The organism is Pontibacter arcticus (assembly GCF_003284895.1).
Taxonomy (GTDB): Bacteria; Bacteroidota; Bacteroidia; order Cytophagales; family Hymenobacteraceae; genus Pontibacter; species Pontibacter arcticus.
On the sequence record NZ_QMDV01000004.1, the window covers coordinates 376,652 to 399,175 of the forward strand.

At 44.5% G+C, this 22,524-nt stretch carries 25 protein-coding genes and 1 tRNA gene; 10 read left to right on the forward strand and 16 right to left on the reverse strand.

Annotation, left to right across the window (positions count from 1 at the left end; translation table 11 throughout):
* Nucleotides 1-25: 25 nt before the first annotated feature.
* Entirely contained in the window at nt 26-358 is a 333-nt protein-coding gene (locus tag DP923_RS14400; protein ID WP_112306557.1) for a hypothetical protein, read from the reverse strand.
* Nucleotides 359-534: 176 nt separating this feature from the next.
* On the opposite strand from DP923_RS14400, the gene DP923_RS14405 reads away from it, so the two are divergent.
* Nucleotides 535-903 (forward strand): hypothetical protein, encoded by a 369-nt coding sequence (locus DP923_RS14405; protein ID WP_112306558.1) that lies wholly within the window; start codon nt 535-537, stop codon nt 901-903.
* Nucleotides 904-1,125: 222 nt separating this feature from the next.
* Here the strand turns inward: DP923_RS14405 and DP923_RS14410 are convergent, their stop codons facing one another.
* Entirely contained in the window at nt 1,126-2,595 is a 1,470-nt protein-coding gene (locus tag DP923_RS14410) for a caspase family protein (protein WP_112306559.1), read from the reverse strand.
* A 195-nt stretch (nt 2,596-2,790) separates the two neighbouring features.
* Nucleotides 2,791-2,862: transfer RNA gene (locus DP923_RS14415), tRNA-Glu, on the reverse strand.
* Nucleotides 2,863-3,038: 176 nt separating this feature from the next.
* Between DP923_RS14415 and gap the strand changes: the two genes are divergently transcribed.
* The 4 genes from gap to DP923_RS14435 all read left to right on the forward strand — a co-directional run bounded on the left by gap (nt 3,039) and on the right by DP923_RS14435 (nt 6,422).
* Nucleotides 3,039-4,034 (forward strand): type I glyceraldehyde-3-phosphate dehydrogenase, encoded by a 996-nt coding sequence (gene gap, locus DP923_RS14420; RefSeq protein WP_112306560.1) that lies wholly within the window; start codon nt 3,039-3,041, stop codon nt 4,032-4,034.
* A gap of 191 nt (nt 4,035-4,225) precedes the next feature.
* Nucleotides 4,226-5,068: a universal stress protein gene (locus DP923_RS14425; RefSeq protein ID WP_112306561.1), complete on the forward strand. Its 843-nt coding sequence runs from the start codon at nt 4,226-4,228 to the stop codon at nt 5,066-5,068.
* 114 nt (nt 5,069-5,182) lie between these two features.
* Nucleotides 5,183-6,070 (forward strand): diacylglycerol/lipid kinase family protein, encoded by an 888-nt coding sequence (locus DP923_RS14430; protein WP_112306726.1) that lies wholly within the window; start codon nt 5,183-5,185, stop codon nt 6,068-6,070.
* A gap of 4 nt (nt 6,071-6,074) precedes the next feature.
* On the forward strand, nt 6,075-6,422 hold the full coding sequence (locus DP923_RS14435; RefSeq protein ID WP_112306562.1) for a translation initiation factor: 348 nt from the start codon (nt 6,075-6,077) through the stop codon (nt 6,420-6,422).
* Between the two features lie 30 nt (nt 6,423-6,452).
* On the opposite strand, the gene DP923_RS14440 is transcribed toward DP923_RS14435, so the two are convergent.
* The 5 genes from DP923_RS14440 to DP923_RS14460 form a co-directional block, all read right to left on the reverse strand.
* On the reverse strand, nt 6,453-6,884 hold the full coding sequence (locus tag DP923_RS14440; RefSeq protein ID WP_112306563.1) for a hypothetical protein: 432 nt from the start codon (nt 6,882-6,884) through the stop codon (nt 6,453-6,455).
* Nucleotides 6,885-6,904: 20 nt separating this feature from the next.
* A complete protein-coding gene (gene kdsB / locus DP923_RS14445; RefSeq protein ID WP_112306564.1) occupies nt 6,905-7,639 on the reverse strand; it encodes a 3-deoxy-manno-octulosonate cytidylyltransferase in 735 nt (244 codons plus the stop codon).
* A 75-nt stretch (nt 7,640-7,714) separates the two neighbouring features.
* Nucleotides 7,715-8,065: a hypothetical protein gene (locus tag DP923_RS14450; RefSeq protein WP_112306565.1), complete on the reverse strand. Its 351-nt coding sequence runs from the start codon at nt 8,063-8,065 to the stop codon at nt 7,715-7,717.
* A gap of 105 nt (nt 8,066-8,170) precedes the next feature.
* A complete protein-coding gene (locus tag DP923_RS14455; protein WP_112306566.1) occupies nt 8,171-8,554 on the reverse strand; it encodes a hypothetical protein in 384 nt (127 codons plus the stop codon).
* A gap of 67 nt (nt 8,555-8,621) precedes the next feature.
* A complete protein-coding gene (locus tag DP923_RS14460) occupies nt 8,622-9,977 on the reverse strand; it encodes an NfeD family protein (RefSeq protein ID WP_112306567.1) in 1,356 nt (451 codons plus the stop codon).
* Between the two features lie 3 nt (nt 9,978-9,980).
* Between DP923_RS14460 and DP923_RS14465 the strand changes: the two genes are divergently transcribed.
* From DP923_RS14465 to DP923_RS14475, 3 genes are all read left to right on the forward strand, one after another.
* A complete protein-coding gene (locus DP923_RS14465; protein WP_165838204.1) occupies nt 9,981-10,835 on the forward strand; it encodes a DUF4905 domain-containing protein in 855 nt (284 codons plus the stop codon).
* A 16-nt stretch (nt 10,836-10,851) separates the two neighbouring features.
* Nucleotides 10,852-11,799 carry a LysM peptidoglycan-binding domain-containing protein gene (locus DP923_RS14470; RefSeq protein ID WP_239021047.1) on the forward strand — a complete coding sequence of 316 codons (948 nt, stop codon included), beginning with the start codon at nt 10,852-10,854 and terminating at the stop codon, nt 11,797-11,799.
* Nucleotides 11,800-11,916: 117 nt separating this feature from the next.
* Nucleotides 11,917-12,693, forward strand: a complete 777-nt coding sequence (locus DP923_RS14475) for a TIGR02757 family protein (protein ID WP_112306569.1) — start codon at nt 11,917-11,919, stop codon at nt 12,691-12,693.
* On the opposite strand, the gene DP923_RS14480 is transcribed toward DP923_RS14475, so the two are convergent.
* Entirely contained in the window at nt 12,690-13,313 is a 624-nt protein-coding gene (locus tag DP923_RS14480; protein ID WP_112306570.1) for an FMN-binding negative transcriptional regulator, read from the reverse strand. The two genes, DP923_RS14475 and DP923_RS14480, sit on opposite strands and share 4 nt — an antisense overlap.
* Before the next feature lie 15 nt (nt 13,314-13,328).
* On the reverse strand, nt 13,329-13,784 hold the full coding sequence (locus DP923_RS14485; protein ID WP_112306571.1) for a YhcH/YjgK/YiaL family protein: 456 nt from the start codon (nt 13,782-13,784) through the stop codon (nt 13,329-13,331).
* Between the two features lie 238 nt (nt 13,785-14,022).
* On the opposite strand from DP923_RS14485, the gene DP923_RS14490 reads away from it, so the two are divergent.
* Nucleotides 14,023-16,428, forward strand: a complete 2,406-nt coding sequence (locus DP923_RS14490; RefSeq protein ID WP_112306572.1) for an endonuclease MutS2 — start codon at nt 14,023-14,025, stop codon at nt 16,426-16,428.
* 53 nt (nt 16,429-16,481) lie between these two features.
* Here DP923_RS14490 and DP923_RS14495 read toward each other — a convergent pair whose 3' ends face one another.
* The 3 genes from DP923_RS14495 to murB form a co-directional block, all read right to left on the reverse strand.
* Complete coding sequence (locus tag DP923_RS14495; RefSeq protein ID WP_112306573.1) at nt 16,482-16,916, reverse strand: hypothetical protein; 435 nt, start codon at nt 16,914-16,916, stop codon at nt 16,482-16,484.
* Between the two features lie 147 nt (nt 16,917-17,063).
* A complete protein-coding gene (locus DP923_RS14500; protein ID WP_112306574.1) occupies nt 17,064-17,519 on the reverse strand; it encodes a hypothetical protein in 456 nt (151 codons plus the stop codon).
* A gap of 89 nt (nt 17,520-17,608) precedes the next feature.
* Nucleotides 17,609-18,625 (reverse strand): UDP-N-acetylmuramate dehydrogenase, encoded by a 1,017-nt coding sequence (gene murB, locus DP923_RS14505; protein WP_112306575.1) that lies wholly within the window; start codon nt 18,623-18,625, stop codon nt 17,609-17,611.
* A gap of 178 nt (nt 18,626-18,803) precedes the next feature.
* On the opposite strand from murB, the gene DP923_RS14510 reads away from it, so the two are divergent.
* The gene (locus DP923_RS14510; protein WP_112306576.1) at nt 18,804-19,997 is read left to right on the forward strand and encodes a THUMP domain-containing class I SAM-dependent RNA methyltransferase; all 1,194 of its coding nucleotides are present in this window, start codon (nt 18,804-18,806) and stop codon (nt 19,995-19,997) included.
* Nucleotides 19,998-20,101: 104 nt separating this feature from the next.
* On the opposite strand, the gene DP923_RS14515 is transcribed toward DP923_RS14510, so the two are convergent.
* The 3 genes from DP923_RS14515 to DP923_RS14525 form a co-directional block, all read right to left on the reverse strand.
* Nucleotides 20,102-20,944, reverse strand: coding sequence for a 1,4-dihydroxy-2-naphthoyl-CoA synthase (locus tag DP923_RS14515; RefSeq protein WP_112306577.1), 843 nt, complete (start codon nt 20,942-20,944; stop codon nt 20,102-20,104).
* A 219-nt stretch (nt 20,945-21,163) separates the two neighbouring features.
* On the reverse strand, nt 21,164-21,598 hold the full coding sequence (locus tag DP923_RS14520) for a DUF1810 domain-containing protein (RefSeq protein ID WP_112306578.1): 435 nt from the start codon (nt 21,596-21,598) through the stop codon (nt 21,164-21,166).
* Between the two features lie 81 nt (nt 21,599-21,679).
* Entirely contained in the window at nt 21,680-22,486 is an 807-nt protein-coding gene (locus DP923_RS14525) for an alpha/beta hydrolase family protein (RefSeq protein ID WP_165838205.1), read from the reverse strand.
* Nucleotides 22,487-22,524 lie beyond the last annotated feature (38 nt).

A 22,524-nucleotide genomic window follows, 5' to 3' on the forward strand; every position in this document is an offset into this window, starting at 1 on the left:
ATTACTTGATGTTAAAGATAGCTTTTTAAAGATCTGAACCCTTTATTTCTCCATTCAAAAACTTCTCAATTTTTTTTCTGAATTTAAATTCAAGTGGTAGGCCATCTAAGATAGAGTTAATTAGTGCGTTAGGTATGATAAGCCAAATTGGTTTGCCAGTAGAAAAAGGATTCCCTCCATTACCCCAAAACCACCTCATTCCTAAGTTTGGATTTCCGTCCCAATCTAAGGCCACTATAGCCCATCTTTCGTCTACATTTTTATAAACAACTTTGTATGGTCCATCAACTGATTTCTTAGGAGAGTTGATATTTAAAATATTGATGTCTTTAGTCAAATCTAAGCTGTGGCCTGCCATGTTTTTTAGTTAGAGGTATGATTATTAAATGTTTTATAGAATTGATGTAATCTTAGTTTAAATTAAGATTTACCCAATTTATATATTTATTTCTATATTAGCTGTAATACATACCATAATGGGGTTGGTATAAAACTCAAACAGCAGATAATTAATAGCTTATAAAAAATTAACTTATGGAAATAGAAAACTTAATAGTGCAGCTAAAACCCAGTTATACTGCAACAGCTCGTAACCGTGGCTACAACCTAGATGAAGAGGAATCTAATGACTATGACATAATGTTTAGCCAGGGCTTTAATATTGATGAGATAGAAGTAGAGCCAGGAGAGGAGTTTACTATCTCTCGTGATTTCGAATCTGGAAGTATAAACTGTGAAGAGACGAAGTATACCTATGTAAAAAAACGTTATGAAGATGATGAAGAGGAGTGGGATGATGATCGATCTGATGAAGACTGGATTGTTTTGGGGCCTGGAAGGTATAAGTTTGAGAATGATGGGAATACAATTATACAACTTAGTATTAATAATAATTTTGATTAATATTTAAGATTATAGAATTTATAAATATTTTGCTAATTTCAATTTGCTCATATTGATAAATACTAGGTTTGTGATTCCTTATTAATGTAATAGAGTTTAGCAAAATATTTTGCTAAACTCTATTACATTAATAAGGAATTTTTAGAAAAAATTAAAAGTGTAAATTTTCCGTTCGTGAATTGAAGTAAAAGTCTTTAAAGCGTATGACTATTCAAAAACTTATTATTTTAAAATACGATGATTATCTGGGTAATCGATTCTGGAATTATCATCTAACATTAGATTTGTATTAATACTTAGTTTATTTTCAGGTGTGTTGATTTCTTGGCTAATTAATCGCTTTAGACCTTTGAAATTAACACCAAAATATGTTTGATCATTATCTCTCTCCCAAGAAAAATTTGATTCTTGTTTTCTTAGAACTTCATTACCTTCATATCTTATTGTTTTCAATAAATACTTTTCTTCGCCTGCCTTTTGAAGCTCAACATCGAAAGAAATTCCACTTTGATGTATGGATGGTATATAAAAAATAATATCTCTATATGGCTCAAGTACTAAGTTTAGAAACTTCAAGCTTTCTTCATACTTCTTATCTTCTAGTAATTGGTAGGTAGCGGATAAGTAACAGGATTTAATCTCATCTTGTCTAAAACTCCCATATGAGTTAAAAAAGGTTTCATAAATAATGCCATTCAGGACATGGTTCTTATGTCCGATATCTAAAGAAGGTAGATTAGTAGCAAGATTATCCATGAACTGTATTGCTGCAGCAGAATTGCCACAGGCTGCCTGTAATATGTTCCTACCTAATATAAAAAGTTTATTTTTGTCTTCGGTTCTAACATTAATTTGGCTGATTTTATCTATCGCAGGATTTTGAGTGTAATAATTATACGATTTTAAGTCTTTAATTATAGAGTCTATTAAGGTAGAAGTATTAGCTACATATAAGCCATCTTGAATTGCTAACTGTGAATATTCAATAGTTATAGAATGTGCCAGCTGGCCACTATTAAAGTAGAAAGTACCTGTTAAAGAAGTATGTTCCCAGCTAGTTTGCCTTCCTTTAGAAAACGCGAAGACTGAATTTCTCACTCTTTTAAACATCTCTTCCACTGGTATATTTTCTACAGTAATATGCTGTAAAAGTGCATTAGTATAAATACCATTACGTTGGCCAGTTCCATCTAATGCTTTTTCTCCTGGAGAAGTAGCATATGCTATTAGCGTTCCTTTAGGTGCAAATATTGGGGCTAACCCTGAATCTTCGACAGAACGATACCATGCTTTCTTTTTTAGCAATTCTCGACATGCATCTAAAATTATAATGCTTGTACTGTTCTTTGATTTGCCGAAGTAGGATAGAAGTATATCTAGAGGGAAAGCAGTATGTTTTGCATGCTCTTCGTCATTGAAGTCGGTATCTATTGCAGCTAGATAGTTTTCATTATTTATTTGAAAACCATGACCCGCAAAGTAAAATAACCCAATATCAAAATTGTCTAAACTTGTAGCAAATTCAGTTATAACTTTGTCTTGAGTAATTTTATCTGCATCTGTAATAAGAGTAGTTTTAAAACCTAAACGTGAAAGTACTTCATCTATATCTGTTGCATCGTTTATAGGGTTGTCAAGTTGATTACCAGAATAATTTGAATTTCCTATTATAAGTGCTTTTGCTTTTATCATATTTAACTAATTCAGATTCTATAGATACAAATTGCTTGTTTGCAATAGTTATTACTGTGAGTTTAAGATTTGTCGTTTGGTTATACATTAATTACATTTTGACTTCAGATCAAGATCTTAAACTATACTACGTGTCCGAATAGTGTCCGAAGTAAATAAAAAAAGCCTCTCAGGGTTAACTGAGAGGCTTTTTAGTAGTCCGTAGGGGAATCGAACCCCTGTTGCCAGAATGAAAATCTGAAGTCCTAACCCCTAGACGAACGGACCGTGCTACTGTTTTGATGCTGCAAAAGTATAGCCTATTTTCGATTTTCCAAAATAATTTGATAATTTTTTTCAACTATTTAATTGGCACACGTACCTATGCCTAAAATAATGTTGGTTTTCCAGCAAGGTAATCGTAAATTCGCATCGGAAAAATAAACCTCTCAAAACTAGATACCATGTCTAAAATTAAAGTTGCAATAAACGGCTTTGGCCGTATTGGCAGACTTACTTTCAAGGCCCTGCTCGAGAAGGACAATGTAGAAGTTGTAGCTATCAATGACCTGACGAACACAAAAACACTGGCCCACCTGCTGAAGTATGATTCCGTACACGGCAGATTTAATGGTACAGTAGAAGCCACTGAAAACGGTATTGTTGTAAATGGTCGTGAAATCAGAATTACTGCTGAGCGTGAGCCTAAGAACTTGCCTTGGGGCACACTGGGTGTTGATGTAGTACTGGAATCTACCGGTCGTTTTCTGGATGCACAGGGAGCTGGCGGTCACCTGGAAGCGGGTGCCCGTAAAGTAGTGATCTCTGCCCCTGCAAAAGGCGATATCCCAACTGTAGTATTAGGTGTGAACGAAGACATCCTGACAGGCGATGAAACCATCGTTTCCAATGCTTCGTGCACAACGAACTGCCTTGCGCCAATGGCTAAAGTGCTGGATGATACTTTCGGAATCGAGAAAGGCTACATCACCACAGTACACGCTTATACTTCTGACCAGAGCCTGCAGGATTCTCCGCACAGCGACCTGAGAAGAGCGCGTGCTGCTGCTTATTCTATCATCCCTACCTCTACGGGTGCAGCCAAGGCAGTAGGTCTTGTATTGCCTCACCTGAAAGGTAAACTGGATGGTGTTGCCATGCGCGTTCCTATTCCGGATGGTTCTTTAACAGACCTGACTGTTGTGCTGAAAAGACCAGTTACAAAAGAAGAAATCAACGCTGCCATGAAAAAAGCGGCTGAAGGCGAAATGAAAGGCATCCTGGAATATACAGAAGATCCGATCGTTTCGATTGATATCGTTGGAAATGCACACTCTTGTATTTTCGATGCTGAACTGACTTCTGCAAACGAAACGCTTGTAAAAGTAGTTGGCTGGTATGATAACGAAACCGGATACTCTAACCGTGCTGCCGACCTGATCGCGCGTATCGGAAAGTAATCTTCATTCGATTTATACTTTTGAAAGCCCACCCTGTAACCAGGGTGGGCTTTTATTTTTATATTACCGTATAACCGGACAAAAGTAAATGTAGGATATGATATATATCATACTTCCGGATCAGTAATACTACTACTTTTGGGTTTATACTTTATAACCGAATAATTGTATCGCTAACCTTCCCTATACATATGAGAAAGATACTTGTCCCAACCGACTTTTCTGAAGAATCGAAAAATGCCTACGAAGTGGCGCTGGCTATAGCACGTAAAATAAATGCTGAAATAGTGCTGCTTCACACAATCGAGATGCCTTATAATTCCACTTTCAGTACAACAGGCGAGAACACTTCGGATGGTATGGAGCAAGTATATATGCTGCATTTACTGGAGAATGTGAAGCGCGATATGAACAAGTTTAAAAACGCTTTTCCATACGAAGGCTTACATGTCACGGAAGCGGTGGATGTGAGCAGGCTACACAGCAAAGTAAATAACCTGGTGCAGGAACAAGGCATTGACCTGATCGTGATGGGCTCCAAAGGGGCAAGCGGGCTACAGGAGATTTTGATCGGCTCGAACACCGAGAAAGTGGTGCGTACGGCTACATGCCCGGTACTTACCGTAAAAGACCGCCAGCAGCATTTCGAACCGCGTGAAATTGTAGTAGCGTCAGATTTTAAACGTGAGATTAAAGGTGCGATGCAGCGTTTCAAATCGCTGCAGGAAATGTTTGGCGCGAAGCTGCACCTGGTATATGTTAATACACCGAGCGCATTCGAAAACAGCCTAAACCTGCAGCAGCGCCTGGTGCAGTTAGCTGAAGACCACAATTTACAGAATTACTCTGTCAACATTTTCAACGATGTAACAGAAGAGGATGGTATCCTGCATTTCGCATACAATATTAAAGCCGACCTGATCATGATGGCCACACACGGACGTACGGGGTTGTCGCATTTGCTGAGCGGCAGTATTGCCGAAGATATTGTAAACCATACTACAACGCCGGTTCTGACGTTTCACCTGCGTTAACTGCTTGTCGTAATTATACTTCTGAAGAGCCTGTTATACTTTGTGTGGCAGGCTTTTTTGCATTACGTGGTTTATGGCGTAATTTTACCACCGGCTTTTTTTGGCTGCAAAAGTATGAGCAAACTTTCCCCTATCAGATTTATCATCAACCCTACGTCCGGCCCCCGGAACAAGGTAGATGTGGCTGCACGCATTAACCTGCTGCTCGATCAGACAAAGTATAAACCCGACATTGTATATACCACGCATGCAGGCCATGCCCCCGAATTAGCCAGAGAAGCAGCCGAAGCTGGGTATGAAGTAGTGGTAGCAGTAGGAGGGGACGGCACCATGAACGAAGTGGCCAAAGGTTTGCTGCACTCCGACACAGCGCTGGGCATACTTCCGAGAGGGTCAGGTAATGGGTTAGCGCGCCATTTACAGATTCCGTTGCAGCTCGATAAAGCCATACTTGCCTTGAACAACGGGGTAAAAAGCCGGATAGATAGTGGCAGTATTAACGGGCATCCTTTTTTCACGACGGCTGGTATTGGCTTTGATGCCTACATCAGTTCGGTATTTGCCGGCAATAAAAAGCGTGGTTTGCAAACGTATGTAGAGCTCATCCTGAAAGAAATACGCAAGTATAAACACCTGCCGGTTACAGTTACCATTAACGGACAAAGTATAAGCACCGACTGTTTTGTGATGGCATTCGCCAACGCGGCCCAGTACGGCAACAATGCATATATTGCGCCTTTGGCTGATATCCGGGATGGCTTACTGGATGTTTGCCTGATCCGGCAACTGGATTTTGTAAAGGCCCTGAACCTGAGCTATTGCATGCTCGCCAAACAACTGGCCAACGCCGACAGCGCCGAATATTTTAAAACAACCAACGTAGAAATAGAAACCGAAGAACCTATGATGTTTCATGCGGATGGCGAATTTATCGGCAAAGCGAAGCAGTTCGAGGTGCAGACATTACCGCTTTCATTACACGTTATACTTCCTTCAACTTAAAATTATGAGCGATAAAAATAAAAAAGGCCGCCAGGGAGTTGTGTACTCCACCAGTTCTGATTTCAGTTACGACTATGAGCAGGAGAACGAAGCGACCACGCTGCCGCCGCAACAGCAAAACCTGAAAGTGATGCTCGATAAAAAATCCAGGGGCGGAAAACAGGTAACCCTGATCGAAGGCTTTGTTGGAACCGATAACGACCTGAAAGAGCTGGGAAAAACACTGAAAAGCAAATGCGGCGTAGGCGGCTCAGCAAAAGATGGCGAGATCCTGATTCAGGGAGATTTCCGGGATAAAGTGTTGCAGATACTTTTAGCGGCTGGTTATAAAGCAAAAAAAGCTGGCGGCTGATTTATACTTTTGAAAGTATAGATTTATACTTTAGGCCGGCTTATAACTTAGTGTTTTCAGGATTCTTGTAGCGCCTTGCAAGTGGTAAAAGTTAGCTGACCTGGCCACAAATATTTTACCAGCCAAAACAGGCGCTTTGGGCGGTGCTGGTTTGTAGAGGCTATACTTATCCTGATGCGCGCCGCTGATCTTCAGAAAGCCAATTTCCTGTAATGCTTTGTCCAGGGCCGTTTGGCTCAGAGCCGTTACCGGAATCCTGAGCTCGGTTCTGCGGTACCACACCAGTATACTTATTGTAAAGATCAGCGAGAAGAAAGCCGCATTCAGGAAAATCTCATCCAACGCTCCGAAGTTTTCGCTGAACCTGCCATTTATACCATACCATATCGCCGTAAGCACGCTGTACATACAAAAGAAGTATAAATTCAGCTTCACGAAGCGCTGCAAAGTATAGTTTTTCATGAGAGAGCCGGGCTGGATAATTACATGAACTGTTGCACTTTCAGCAGATCTTCGGGTGTATCGATGCCAATCGTTTCAAACGCGGTTACGGCCGTAGCGATCCGGAAACCGTTCTCAAGCCAGCGCAGTTGCTCCAACGATTCGGCCAGTTCGAGTGCAGAGGGCGGCAGTTGCGTTATCTGCTCCAGAATATCGGCGCGGTAGCCATAAATGCCGATGTGCTTGTAATACGTGTGTTGCTTGTGCCAGATATCGGCAGGTACGTTGCGGCAGTAGGGTATAGCCTGCCGGCTAAAGTATAAAGCTTCGCCATTCTGGTTAATCACTACTTTAGGCGCATTCACATTAAAAAGGTCTTCTTCCTGCGTGATCTTTTTAATGAGCGTGGCCAGCTGCGTAGCCGGGTTCTGAAAGCAGGAAGCTACCAGATCGATCTGTTCCGGTTTTATAAAAGGTTCGTCGCCTTGTATGTTGATGATGTATTCGAAAGGCTTGTCGTAGCGCTGGTAGGCTTCAAAACAGCGGTCGGTGCCACTCTGGTGATGCTCGCCTGTCAGTATAGCTTTGCCGCCAAATGCTTCCACATGTTCCAGTATACTCGCATCATCTGTGGCAACCAGCACAGCTGTTAAACCCGACTTGGTAGCCTGTTCATATACCCGCTGGATCATACTTTTGCCGTTGATAAGGGTAAGCGGTTTTCCGGGGAAACGGGTGCTGGCGTAGCGGGCCGGTATAATGCCAAGTATATCCATGGTTGTGCTGTATGATTTTGGTGCAAGTTACAGAAGCGTGCCTTTTATACTAGCGCTATTTCACTTTTTTGCAGGCTACAACTTTTCGAGCTTCACAATTTTAACGCTGTTCATGTTAGTGTTGGCAAATCCGCAGAAAACCGAAGTAGACTTCCGGTAGTTGATAATAGTGGCCTGCACCAAAGTCGGGTCCTGTGTTTTGTAGCTGTTCGGGATGTCGTTTTCGTTTGTAGGTTTATACTTTGATGTCCCCACATTTAAAATATAACCGCAGCCATCTGCCGCATAGTCCCCGGTCCATTGCAGGGAAGCCTGTATCGTTTCTGTTTTAGCAACCGGATCAACCGTAGTTTCGTCATCGGTATCGCAGGCAAGCAACCCGAAAAGCAGTAGAAAGGAGAAAGCGTTGTTACGTAGTTTTTTCATAAAAGAAGTCTAGCAAATCAGTTGCCAACAAGAGCATCTACAAAAGAAAAAGGTTGCAAGCCTCTTAAACAAAAGCCTGCAACCCATTACAAAGTATAAAATGCGCTAGTTTTTTGTGATAGACACAATCCGGATGCCATCCATGGCTTTGCTATCCGGCGACAGGCCGCAACGGCGGTCGATCTGCTCGTTCAGGCGCACAAATTCCACTTCTACCGGCATCGAGCCTTCTACTTTAAAAGCAGCATCAATGGTATCTTCGTTTTCCGGTTTGTAGGTTTTACCGTCTATCTCTAAAGTAAAGCCGCAACCATCAGACATGTATTCTCCAGCCCATGTAAGTGTGCCGGTGGCTTTTTCAGTTCCTTCTGTTGAAGAAGTACTGCCGGTTGTATCGTCCTTTTTCTGCTGCATAGCGCCTTCTTGGCAAGCGGTGGTTACAAGCGCCAGACCAAGTATGGCTGGTAAAAACAGTTTTGTGAATTTCATAGGTTAGGTTTGTTTTTTGAGTCAATACGATAGCAAAGGCAAGTATAGCTGAAATTGTTGCCGGAATTCAGCTAACTCTTTTTATGATAAGGGCGAAGGTACTTTGGTCGATCACTTCGATGGTTTCACCGGCTTCGATATACCCTTCGCGGGCCTGCGCATCATACAAAGTATCATCTATCAACACACGACCGCTAGGCGCCATGCGGGTATGGGCAACTCCGGTTCTGCCGATCAGTTGGTATTGCGCCTCAGCAGCGCGGTAGCCCTCGCTGCTTTGCTGGGTATTGGTGAGCACAATGCGCTGCATGGCTTTGCTATTCGAGAGTCTGTTCCAGGTCAGTGCGATCAGTACCGCGGCCCCCACCATGCCTACTAGCACCGCTACAAGACTTTGTTTCAGGTCACTGGCAGGCACAAACGTAAAGTCGAAATTCTGGTTGTTCACCATCACCAGCACCAGCGATGCAAAGACCAGTATAATGCCGCTGATGCCTGTTACGCCAAACCCCGGAATCACAAAAACCTCCACGCAAATCAGGATAAGCCCCACCACAAAGAGCAGGATTTCCCAGTTTTCGGCAAGGCCATTCAGGTAATACGGTACTAAGTATAAAACACCGGCCACAGTCGCCGCAAGCAACGGAAAGCCAATGCCCGGCGATTGCAGCTCGAAGTATAACCCACCGATGATCAGCAACAGTAAAATACCACTTATAACAGGGTTCAGGAAAAATGAAATGATCTTATCTGTTGTACTGAGCTCGAAATTTATGACCTCGGCATCTGCCAGGTTCAGCCTGGACAGTACGCCTTTCACATCAGTGGCAGTGCCTTCGCAGAAGCCCTGTTTTATGGCCTCAGCAGTGGTAAGCGTTAACACCTGTCCGGCAGAAATTGTGCTGTCTACGTTGGCATCTACCATGGCTTCGGCAAGTTGTGGGTTGCGGCCGTTGGCCTCAGCGGTAGAGCGCATAATAGAGCGCATGTAACTCTGGTATTTTCCGGGGGCAGCCTGCCCATCGGCACCCACCACCGTGGCCGCACCGATATTTCCGCCGGGAGCCATGTAAATGCTGTCGCAGGCAAGCGAAATAAGCGCACCCGCCGAAGCAGCATTTTTGTTGATGAACACATACACCGGCTTCGGATATTCCAGAATGCGTTTCCGGATCTGGTCGGCATCTGTCAGGGCGCCGCCAAACGTATCGAGCACCAGCAACACGTGGTCGGCTTTGGCGTTAGTTGCTTCAGTAAGGGCAAGTTCGGTGTAGCGGTTGGTACGCGGGTCTATTTCAGCGTTGATCTCAAATACAAATACTTTGGGCTTGGTGGTTTGGGCCATACTTACCAAAGGGAACAATAGCAGGCAAAACAGGAAGTATAAAAAATAAGGATGCCGGTGCTTTGCAGGAGATTTCATAAATTGGAGCTTCACAAACCTAAGATAACAAAAAAAGCCAAGCTTATACTTTCCTTATTATACTTATTCGATTTTAAAGCTCCCGTCTGGCGCATGGCCCTGGATACGGAAGGCAACCGTCTCGCGCTCGAGATCCGGGACGGCGACGTGCTGCTGGCTCATTTTTATACCTTAGATCTGGCCCATTTTACGTTAACCCAACTGAACACCCCCGAAGAACCTGCCTGGTGGCTTGGCCTGGAAGATGCGCACCAGGGCATGGTTTTGTTGCATGGCTACGGCGACCGTAAACTGGGTCAGCATAAAAGTATAACTGCGCTTGATGCCGCTAAAAACCAGATTAGCTGGCAGCAACCAGCCAAAGCCTTTTATGGCATTTCCAAAGCAGGCATCGTGCTCTATGACCCTGAGCAGCCCGAAGCCGGTTTTGAAATTGCAGAAACCTCCTCAGGTAAAATCATACAGACCGGCCTGGCACAGCAACAGGCCCTGCAACTGGTAGAACAACATACACTACAGCGGTTTAAGCAGCACATTACCCCCGATTTATACTTGCAGGGGGAACCTTACTTTGAACAGGTACAGGCTTTTCTGGAGCAGCAACTGGGAGTTACGGCCATAGCAGGTATGGAGTATGCCGAAACCGATCATGCGATCATTATCAGCTATTATACTTCGTCGGGTAAAGAAACATGGCAGAATAATCTGGCCGCCTGGACTCTGGCAGGAGAATTGCTATTGCAGATCGAGCTTGCTACCGGATTAAGTGGCATAGGTTCAGATACTTTTTTTATCTTTGAGGGCAGGTTATACTTTATCAAAGAAAAAGTAAGTTTGCATGTTTACGATTTGATTTAACAGATTATTATTAGCTATGATACGAGTTTTAGTTACTGCCTTGTTGGTAGCACCTTTCCTTACTTTTACAGCCATGGCGGCAGGTTTTACGGCGCTCCCCGACTCGGTGGGCATAGAGCGTAAAAACGGGAAAGTATTTGTGCAGCATAAAGTAGAGCCCAAAGAAACGCTGTATGCTCTATCACGAAAGTATAATGTGCCGGTAGCTAAGATCGTTGAGTCCAACCCAAGCGTACAAAACAGCATTAATGTAGGCCAGATCGTGCTTATTCCGCGCAAAACGCCGGCCGCCAGCCCGGCTACAACAGCTGCCAAAACACCGGCAGCCAATACGACAGTAGCCACTGCCAGCAACCGCACGTTTACCGTGAATGATAACGGCGATAAACTACACACGGTAGCGGCCAAGCAGACTTTGTTTTCGCTCTCAAAAATGTATAACGTGTCGGTGGATGATATCAAACGCTGGAACAATATTACAGACAACAGCATTAACGTGGGTGCTTCCATTATTGTAGGAAAAGGTGCTTCGAAGCCAACCAAAAACCCGGTTTACGTGCCGGAGAGCGACGAGGAAATGACCAAGCCTAAAACAGTGGAGCCACTGGCAACCCCGGTTAAATCTGAGCCTGCCAGAACAGAGCCAGCTGCTACTACTTCTGAGCGCGTGGAAAACAGTGAGGCAGATGAATCGGGCGTAAAGAAAACGATTGAAACCGGTATGGCCGAATCCATCGACCCGAAAGCTGACTCAAACAAATACTTAGCTTTGCACCGCACCGCTCCGGTGGGCACCATTATGCAGGTAAAAAACCTGAACAACGGCCAGGTGGTTTATGTGCGCGTCATCGGCAAATTACAGGATAGCAACAACGATCTGATTGTGCGTGTATCCAAGAAAGCTTACCAGAAACTGAATGCTTCCGATGCCAGGTTTAAAGTAGAAGTTTCGTACATGCCGTAAGTTGGTGTAGCAAGTATAGATTTTACAAAAGACCTGAGCCAAAACTCGGGTCTTTTGCGTTAGAAGCCCAATTATCCAAGCAGGTATATTTTATACTTTAGAAACAATTTATACTTTATGAAACAAGACCTGGCCGCTATCAAAATTCTGCTCGATGAGAAAGTGGCGAAGTATAACCAACCCGCTTTTATTCCAAACGACCCGGTTTCGATTCCGCATTTGTTTACGCAGAAGCAGGACATCGAACTGAGCGGTTTTTTTGCAGCCATACTTGCCTGGGGCCAACGCAAAACCATCATCAACAACTGCATTAAACTAATGGATTTGATGGATAATGCACCGCACCAGTTTATATTGCAGCACGAAGAGCAGGACCTGAAACGTTTCTTGGGTTTTAAGCACCGCACTTTTAACGATACCGATCTCTTGTACCTGATCCATTTTTTCAGGTGGTATTACAGCCAGCACAATAGCCTCGAAACTGCATTTACAGGCGAGCAAACCCAGATCCGAACACAAGAAGAGCGGCTGGAGCATTTTCATAACCTGGTTTTTAGTTTGGAAGATGCGCCCCACCGCACCAAAAAGCATATCGCTACGCCAGCCCGCAAATCGGCCTGCAAGCGCCTGAACATGTACCTGCGCTGGATGGTCCGGAACGATAGCAACGGCGTGGATTTTGGTATCTGGCAACATATGCAACCTGCTGATTTGGTATGCCCTTGTGATGTGCACGTAGAGCGCGTTGCCCGCCGCCTTGGCCTGATAACACGCACCGGTATGAACTGGCAAACCGCCGAAGAGCTAACCGACCACCTCCGCACTTTCGACCCAACAGACCCAGTAAAGTATGATTATGCGCTCTTTGGGATGGGCGTAGAGGAAAAGTTTTAAACTTTCTTCTTCAGCATTTCTTTTTTCATATACAGGCCAAGTTCTTTCTCCGTAGTACTGTCGCTGCTTTCCAAGGCTGCAACAATACTGGCCTGTTCTGCTGCGGTTTTATTCTGGCTCAGTTTCTTTTTGCCCTGTAAATCTGCGACCTCAATTTCAAAAGCTACAATACCTTTGATCATGTTCAGTTTATAGTCGTCGGGCAGTTTATTCCACTGGGCTTTATAGGCAGCTTCGTACGTTTCGATTGTAGTTTCCAGTACCTCAAATGCCTTTGTTGTATCCAGGAGAAGTGTTCCGTTTCCGTAGGCATGTACGGCGATGTAGTTCCAGGTTGGTACGTTCAGTTGCTTGTCGTAATGTTTTGGGGAGATGTAGGCGTGCGGTTCACTGAAAATAACTAATACCTGATTGGCTGTCAGTTCCTGCCACTGTGGGTTTGCCTTCGCGAAATGTGAAGTAAGTATGATTTTATCTTCCCTTTTACTGATAATAAAAGGCAGGTGCGTGGCAGTCTGGTAGTTGTCTTTTACGGTAATAATAGTGGCGAAACTATACTTCTGCATAAAAGTTATAATCTCTTCCTGATCTGTGGTGCGGTTAAGTTTAGGAATATACATCAGGTTTATGCTTGTTTATACTTCCACCGCAATTTTCAGCACTACTTTCCGGACTACATTTTCGCCGGTTACCATGGCAGCGTGCGCATCATCAGGGTAAAAAATGGTGAAAGAGCCAGCTGGTACATCAAACCAGTTGTCCGTTTTATCCGGAAAAAAGGCGGCTTCGCGGATCTCGTTATAAGGGTCGTTTGGCTCAGAACAAAGCGCCAGGTCTTTCCAGCCCATGTGGTCGGTGCCGGAAATAATGTATTGTATATCAATGTACTTGCGGTGTACTTCCAGTTTATAAGCGTCTTTGGTTACGCCGGCCGCTTCAGAAATAATAGCAAAAAGCTGCTTCTCCTGAATTTCGTGTACGCCTGCTTCAATGGTTGCTAAATCTGTATTTTTCAGGTAATCAAATGCTTTTCCGAAAAGCGGGTGCAGGCAGTTATAGCGGTCGGCGTTGGCAAGTTTATCTAAGATCATTATTTTGAAGTAAGAGGGAGGAAGTACGAATTTAGAGGTATGAATTACAAACTAAATTTTACGGTTTGACAAAGTATAAATCCTTAAGAAGTTAATCTGAAATCTAACAAATAAACGCATAACTTAATATTCTTATTTCGTACATCTTTCAGCTTACTTCGTGTCTTTCAATTCGAACTAAACCACAGGTTTTACTTGTTATAAAATGCTAAATTTGCTTTAAAATAAGAGATAACAATTGACATATCCAGAAAACTTTGAAATTAAAATAGGGTTTACGCAGGTACGCGAAATGCTTTCGGAGCTTTGCCTGAGCGCACTGGGCCGACACCATGTAAACCGCATGAAATTTCTGAACCGCCACGACCTGGTGCAGCGGCTCTTACAACAAACCGACGAGTTCCGGCAACTGCTGGAATCAGACGCCGAAATTCCGCTTCAACATTATTTCGATGTAACAACTTACCTCGATCGTGCTGCCATTCCGGGTACTTACCTGGATGTTGTTCAGTTTTCCGAAATCAAGATGTCGTTGCGTACCATCCGCGATTCGCAGCGTTTTATTTCGCAGTCGGAGGAGGGCAAGTATGAAGCCTTGAAAGCGTTAGGCGCAGACATAAACGTAGAACGAAACCTGATCGCGGCGCTGGATAAAGTAGTAGACGATGCCGGTGCCGTGCGCGAAGATGCCACACCCGAACTGCAACGCTACAAACGCGACCTGATCGGGCAGCAATCCATACTTCGGAAGCAGATAAACTCCATACTTCGGCACGCTAAAAACGAAGGCTGGACACCTTCTGATGCGGAGCCGACGATACGTGGAGGCCGTTTGGTAATTCCGGTTATCACAGAGTATAAGCGCCGCGTAAAAGGTCTGATCCACGATGAGTCGAATACGGGGCAAACTGTTTACATCGAGCCGGAATCTATTTTCGAACTCAACAACGACATCAAGGACCTGGAGAACGCGTACCACCGCGAACTTATCCGCATCCTGATCGGGCTTACCAATACGCTCCGTAACCACATACCAGAACTTCGCAAAGCTTACCAATACTTAGGCTTGCTGGATTTTATACGTGCTAAAGCAGCTTTTGCACGCCGTATAAACGCCACGTTGCCAACCATACACAAATATCCGCATATCCACTGGAAACAGGCGGTACACCCACTTTTATACTTGTCGCACAGGCAAATGGGCAAACCAACTGTGCCCATGGATCTGGAACTGAACCGCGACCAACGCATCCTGTTGATTTCGGGGCCAAACGCCGGTGGTAAATCAGTGAGCTTAAAAACAGTAGGCCTGGTGCAGTACATGGTGCAGTGTGGGATGCTGATTTCGGCAGCAGATGGTTCGGAAACAGGTATTTTTCAGGATGTGTTTATTGATATCGGGGACGAGCAGTCCATCGAAAACGACCTGAGTACCTACAGTTCGCACCTGACCAATATGAAGAAATTCGTGACGGTAGCCGATCATAAAAGCCTGGTGCTGATAGATGAGTTTGGTACGGGTACAGAACCTGTGCTGGGTGGTGCCATTGCAGAGGCCGTTCTTCAGACTTTAAACGACAGCAAAGTATACGGTGTGATTACAACGCACTATACCAACCTGAAAAACTTTGCCGAGCGCACAGCGGGGATTGTAAACGGCGCGATGCGTTACGATCATAAAAACCTGGCGCCGCTTTATCAACTCGAAATAGGAAAGCCGGGTTCTTCGTTTGCTATCGAGATTGCACGTAAAATTGGGTTGCCAAAGCAGATCGTAGATAAAGCCAGTAGTTTGGTTGGTAAAGACAAGATACGCTACGATAGGTTACTCGAAGAACTGGAAACCGAAAAACAGGAACTGGAGCAGAAAACCCGCGAAGCCGCAGCGCTGGAGCAGAAGCTGAAACGCTCTGTAAAAGAGTATACCGACCTGAAAAACTACCTCGAGGAAAGCAAGCAGGACGTCATGCGCGAAGCCAAAGGCAAAGCCAAGTTGCTGCTGCGGGATGCTAATCAGAAGATCGAGTCTACGATTTACCAGATCAGGCAGGGGCAGGCAGAAAAAGAGCAGATCAAGCAGGCGCGCCAGGAACTGGAAACTTTTGCAACCGAAGTGCGCAAGGAAGAACCGCGTCCGTTACACCGCCGCCTGGCAAACAGCGGCCCTTTAAAAGCAGGCGATCATGTTTCGCTCATCGGGCAGGACTCTATCGGGCAACTGGTAAGTATAAAAGGCAAAAATGCCGAGGTGCTATTTGGCGGCCTGAAAACTTTTGTGAAGTTGGATAACCTGGAGCGTGTGGAAGTAGAAGCTGCCAACAGGAAGAAGAAAGAAGATGCCAAAGCCAAAGCAGCCGAAGGTTATACACGCGGCATGAATATCACGCAGCGCATGGCCGATTTTGGCAGTACCCTCGATATCAGGGGAGAGTATGCCGAAGAAGCCCTGACCAAACTGATGAACTTTACCGACGAAGCCATCATGTTGGGCATGCCGGAGATCAAGATCATTCACGGGCGTGGCAACGGTATCTTGCGCCAGATTGTGCGCGACTACCTATACTCGGTGCGCGAAGTAGCCAGCCTGGGCAGCGAAGCCGAAGAACGCGGCGGAGATGGAGCAACGCTTGCAGTGCTGAAGTAAAGTATAATCATTTATATAACAGAAAGGCTACCAGTTTTGGTAGCCTTTCTGTTTTAGCGCTTGTATTCAAGCTCAAAAGTTGAGGTATATCCCTGATTGGAGAATTCCTGCGTCATAATAAGTTGTTTAGCAGAAAGTGCTTTAATTCTGAAGCTACTTTCATCCGCTGTACCTTTATCATGGATGATATACTGCTCATCTTTTGAAAATTCCCATTTACCTGAGATGGTTGAGCGTTCGTATGAATCGGTATATGTCCCTGCTTTTTCAAACTTCAGGATATTTTTTGACATGTCGTAGTTTTGCTCAGTTTTATAAAGCTGTGTTACATCCTTGCCAGACATATAAATTTTAGCACCAGTCCACTCACCCGAAGTCAGTAAGTCTTGTTTTGTAGGCTCTGTATCTTTAGCATCATCTTTACAACTTACCAGTGTAAGCAGGAAAAGTGATGAGAACAGAAAAGCGATGAGTCTTAATTTTTTCATTTAAAGGAGTATATTTTTCATAAATATAAATATATAATTAATAATATGTTTCAAATGAACTTATACTTTTAAAAGGAAGCCTTCCCTAAAACAAGACAAGCCCCTGATTTCAGGAGCTTGTCTTGTTTTAAATAGTTTTTAAAATGGTTACCGCACTAACCGTACTTCAGCTTTTACCGGTATCGGAATATTGGGAGCCGTTATCATGGTACTCAGGTGAAGCTGTGTTGCCGATAACTCATCAATATCTGCCTCAGAAGAAGGGAAATTGAAAAAGTTGCCAGATAATTTTCTCTCGTTATCTGTAAATTCCCAGTCGCCGGTAGTTTTAGTAGATTGGCCGTTTAAAGTATACTGGGCTTCGTAGGTGCCGTTCCTATCAAATTTAATGGTCATGGTCTTTGGGTCCGGCAGCCTGTCTTTATACGATATATTGAGAGCATCAAGTGCCGGAACACGAATTTCGTCGCCTTTCCAGGTCTCGGCTGTGATCAGGTCTGTATTAGTTAAGGTTGTATCCTCGTCGTCATCAGAATCGCAGGCAGTAAAAACGGTGAGCGATAACAGCATTAAAAGCAGGGTGCGGAAAGTATGTTTTGTCATGGTCGATATTTTAAATAACCCTAGTATACCGTTACAACTATACATAAGGTTGACCTGAAAGAGGTATATTTTCCGCTGGCAGCCGAATATTAGATAATGTTTACTTCAGGGCGCAGCGTTATGCCAAATTTCTGCTCTACAGAAGCGATGATATCATAAGCAAGTTGCTGAATTTTACCTCCCGAAGCACCGCCATAGTTAACCAGCACCAGTGCCTGGTTTTTATGTACACCGTAATTTTCGATCACTTTTCCTTTCCAGCCGCATTGTTCTATCAGCCAGCCGGCCGGTACTTTTACAGCTGTTTCCGATACCGGGTAAGCCGGCATCTCCGGAAAGTTAACTTTCAGGGTTTCGTAAAGGGCCAGCGGTATTTCAGGATTTTTAAAGAAGCTGCCTGCGTTTCCGATCTGGGCAGGGTCAGGAAGTTTGCTCTGGCGGATATGGCAAACGGCCGCACTTACATCCTGTATGGTGGGTTGTATTACTTTCAGCTCGTCCAGCGTGGTTTTGATAGCTCCATAAGACGTGTTTAAGGTATGGTTTTTCTGGAGTTTGAAGGTGACAGCTGTTACAAGGTAGCGGCCTTTCAGCTCGTTTTTAAAAGCGCTTTCGCGGTAGCCAAACCTGCAGGCTTCTTTGTCAAATGTATGAATATCGCCGGTTGCCAGTTCAACTGCTTCCAGTTCTTCGAACACATCCTTCAGTTCCACGCCGTAGGCCCCGATGTTCTGTAAAGGCGAAGCGCCCACCGTACCCGGAATCAGCGAAAGGTTCTCGACGCCGCCCAGGTTTTGATCTAACGTATACAGAACAAAGCGATGCCATACTTCGCCGCCACCTGCTTTTACAAAAGTATGCGTGTCATTTTCAGCAATTATCTCAATGCCTTTGATGCCATTCTGTAAGACTACACCGTCGAAATCTTTCGTAAAAAGCAGGTTGCTGCCGCCACCCAGTATAAGCTTTTCTTCGTTTTCAAGTTCAGGCATCCGGAGCAGCTCCTGTAATTCCTGCACCGTTTCGAAGCGGGCAAAAAGTTTTGCTTTTACATCGATTCCGAAGGTATTATAAGGTTTCAGCGAAAAATCTGCCTGTAGTTTCATGGGTCGTAATTTGCTACAAAGATAGGTTTACGAATTACGAATTACGAATTACGAGTTACGAATTTCAACTTCAGTTTTATCAAGCCAGTTATTTAAGCTGAAAATGGAGTAACTCGTAACTTTAAACTCGAAACTCTGAACTCAGAAAGCTATCTTTGCATATTAGAAAGTATAAAATATGGCAAAGAAAAATCCGAACGGCAACTTTAATATAACGGTCACCACGCTGGCAGGCCTGGAAGAAATTCTGGCAGAAGAACTGCGTGCGCTGGATATGGACTATATAAAAGTAGGAACACGTGCTGTAACCTGCTCTGGCAACCAACGCCAGCTTTACGAAGCAAATGTGTGGTGCCGCACGGCCATTCGTGTTTTAAAACCTTTTGCCACCTTTAAAGCCCGCGACGAACGCAACCTGTACGAGCAGGTTCAGAAAATTAACTGGTCTGATTACCTGACTTTGGACCAGACCTTTGCCATTGATGCAGCTGTGAGTCATTCCACATTTGAGCACTCGCTGTTCTTGGCCCAGCTTACCAAAGATGCCATTGTAGACCAGTTTAGAAGTAAAACCGGCGAACGGCCTTCCGTAGACCGTGTGCGGCCCGACCTGCGCCTGAATTTACACATGCACGAAAACATGGTCACGCTTTCCCTGGATTCATCCGGTGACTCGCTGCACCGCCGCGGTTATCGTTTGCAAACCAACGTAGCGCCGCTGAACGAAGTACTGGCTGCGGGTATCATCATGCTTTCGGGTTGGGATAAAAAATCTACTTTTATCGATCCGATGTGCGGTTCTGGTACTTTGCTGATCGAAGCGGCTATGATGGCGCAGAATATTGCCCCAGCTTTATACCGCCGCGATGATTTCGGGTTTGAGAAGTGGAAAGATTTCGATAAAAAGACTTTTGAAATGGTGTGGCGCACCGCCGAAGCCAAAGCAAAAGAGCAACCGCAGGCAGAGATTATTGGCTACGATATTGATGCCGATTACATTGAAGCTGCACAAAATAACATCGATAACGCCAGCCTTGAGAAAGTGATTAAGCTGCAACAGGCCAACTTTTTCGAAACCGTTGCCCCAACATCAGAAGGCGTTGTAGTGATGAACCCGCCATACAACGAGCGTATCTTATCCGATGATATCAACCAGCTTTATAAAAGTATAGGCGATACCCTGAAAACAAATTACCAGGGTTTTGATGCGTTTATACTGACCGGTAACCTGGAAGCAGCTAAAAATATTGGCCTGCGTGCCTCGCGCCGCACACCGCTTTACAACGGCCCCATCGATTGCCGCCTGCTGAAGTATGAATTGTACCGTGGCAGCAAAAGGGGAGAGGAGAAGAACAAAGAAAGTATAGAATAGATTTTCTGATATTAATTTTTCAAAACAAAGGCCTGCTACCATTAAGTAGCAGGCCTTTGTTTTATACTTTACCTAATTCCCCTCCTCGGAGGGGCAGGGGTGGGTTACGAAATCCAGGGGATGTTTTTGAAGTTTGGCTTGCGCTTTTCCAGGAATGCATTTCGGCCTTCTTTGGCTTCTTCGGTCATGTAAGCTAAACGGGTTGCTTCGCCTGCAAAAACCTGCTGGCCTACCATGCCATCATCCGTGGCGTTAAAGGCAAACTTCAGCATTTTAATAGAGGTTGGTGATTTAGCCAGTATTTCCTGAGCCCAATCGTAAGCGGTATCTTCCAGTTCGTCGTGCGGGATAACGGCATTTACCATACCCATGTCATAGGCTTCCTGTGCGGAGTAATTTCTGCCTAAAAAGAAAATCTCACGGGCGCGCTTCTGGCCTACCATCTTCGCTAAATAAGCAGAACCATAGCCGCCATCAAAGCTGGTAACATCGGCATCAGTCTGTTTAAATATTGCGTGCTCTTTGCTGGCAATAGTCAGGTCGCAGACAACGTGCAAACTATGGCCGCCGCCCACTGCCCAGCCCGGAACCACGGCAATTACCACTTTCGGCATAAAACGGATCAGGCGCTGCACTTCCAGTATGTTTAATCGTGGCGTACCACTTTCATCTACATACCCCTGGAAACCACGCGCATTCTGGTCGCCGCCGCTGCAAAACGAATAAACGCCATCTTTAGTAGACGGGCCTTCCGCAGAAAGCAAAACCACACCTATACTTGTATCTTCGCGTGCATCCAGAAACGCATCGAATAATTCGAACACAGTTTTCGGCCGGAATGCATTGCGCACATTTGGTCTGTTGAAAGCGATACGGGCCACGCCGTCTGCTTTTTTGTAAGTTATATCTTCGTATTCCTTAACGGTTGTCCAGTTTGCTTTGCTCATATTTAGAATTTTGCTGCAATTTAGCTTATTCTATACGTTGGCTCAAAAGGTTTTTGAGTGGATATGTATTAAACTGAGAAAATGCTCGTTCAAAAGCCAATGTGGGACTATACAATACATCCTGATTGCTATGACCAAGAAATTGTTTAGCGATTTAAAATTAATCAGAGCTGCCCTTCCTGCATGTTTTCACCAGCAAGCGTAAAAGTATAGAAAGGCTTACGGCTTGGTTATTTTCAGTAGCTGTAACGTTTTTGTATCTTTTTGGCCGGCAAAATAGTTGGCCAGCACTTTCTCAAAAACTGTATCTCCGGGGCTAACTGCTGCAAACAACGTCATACTTGATTTCAGCTTCATGTCGTCGGGGCTGCCAAAAATCTGGTTAGCGGATTTGCCTTCGTGTTTGAGTAAAGCTTCAGTTATTTCATATAAGCGTTTGCCCAGCACCGGATGGTTCAGGTATGCGGTTGCTTCGTTTATACTTTTGATTCCGTAGAATTTTGATGTTTCACTGAAGCCCAGCCCGGCTACCTGCGGAAAAATATACCACATCCAATGGCTGGTTTTTCGTCCGTTTTTTATTTCAGTAAGTGCGTTTTGGTAGGAGCTTTCCTGCGCTTCGATGAATCGGTTAAGGTTGTGGGTGTCGGGCATGGTGGTTATTTTGATTTTATAACGGTCTTGGACATAAGGCGGCGTAGCTGGCTTATGGGTGTGGTTCCCTTATAGTGCTTTTTACTTTTGAGTGAACTTAATGAGTTCTTTTATATACATATCACCGAAGCTTTCTTTGGTCATTGTAATAAATCCTTCTGTGTGTTTACCGCTGTGCCTTAAGATTTCTCTGTTTTTCCTTAACTGGGCAATCTTCTCACTCTCTTCCACTGTCGTGAATTCGTCTTTCTCACCTGCCACGAGGAGCATGCTGCACTTTATTCTTTTCAGCTGTGAGGTATACTTGTCGACACCCTTTGGCAAGACGATATCCCTGCCCTTCAGTGCCTTTATTTTTGCCACGTAGGCAGACGGGTCATATACATATCCTTCCCCTATCAGAAAGTCCGCTTTCTCCTGCTGCAGGGCAAAAGTTGCGACGATGGTGCCCATAGAGTAGGCCAGCACACCAGTATTGTGTCCCTTGATGTTTTTTTTCGTCCATCCCAACACGGATTGAAGGTCAGTGGCAAACTCGTTGTAATAGAGGTTCAGCGGGTTTATCTCAAAGTCTGAGCTTTGTCCAAAGCCCCTGTAATCAAAGGCAACCACCGTGTAGCCGCTTTCTGTCAGCGCCTTAATGTGGTAAAGCCAATAGGACATGTTACCCCCGTCGGCATAAGCCAGCACTAAGGTGGTCTTGTTGTCTTTAGATGGTTCTGGCTTAATATGCCACGTGTTCAGGTCATACCCATCAGGAGTTTTTACTACCTGCTGCTTATAGCTCATCTTTAAGCTATCTGGTGTGGTTACGTACTCTCTTACTGGCTTGATGGCATAACAGTCGAGAGAAAACAGTAAAACAAATGTTAAGAGTATGTTTTTCATTTTATAGTTGGGGATTAAAGGTAACGTGTTCGTGCAGC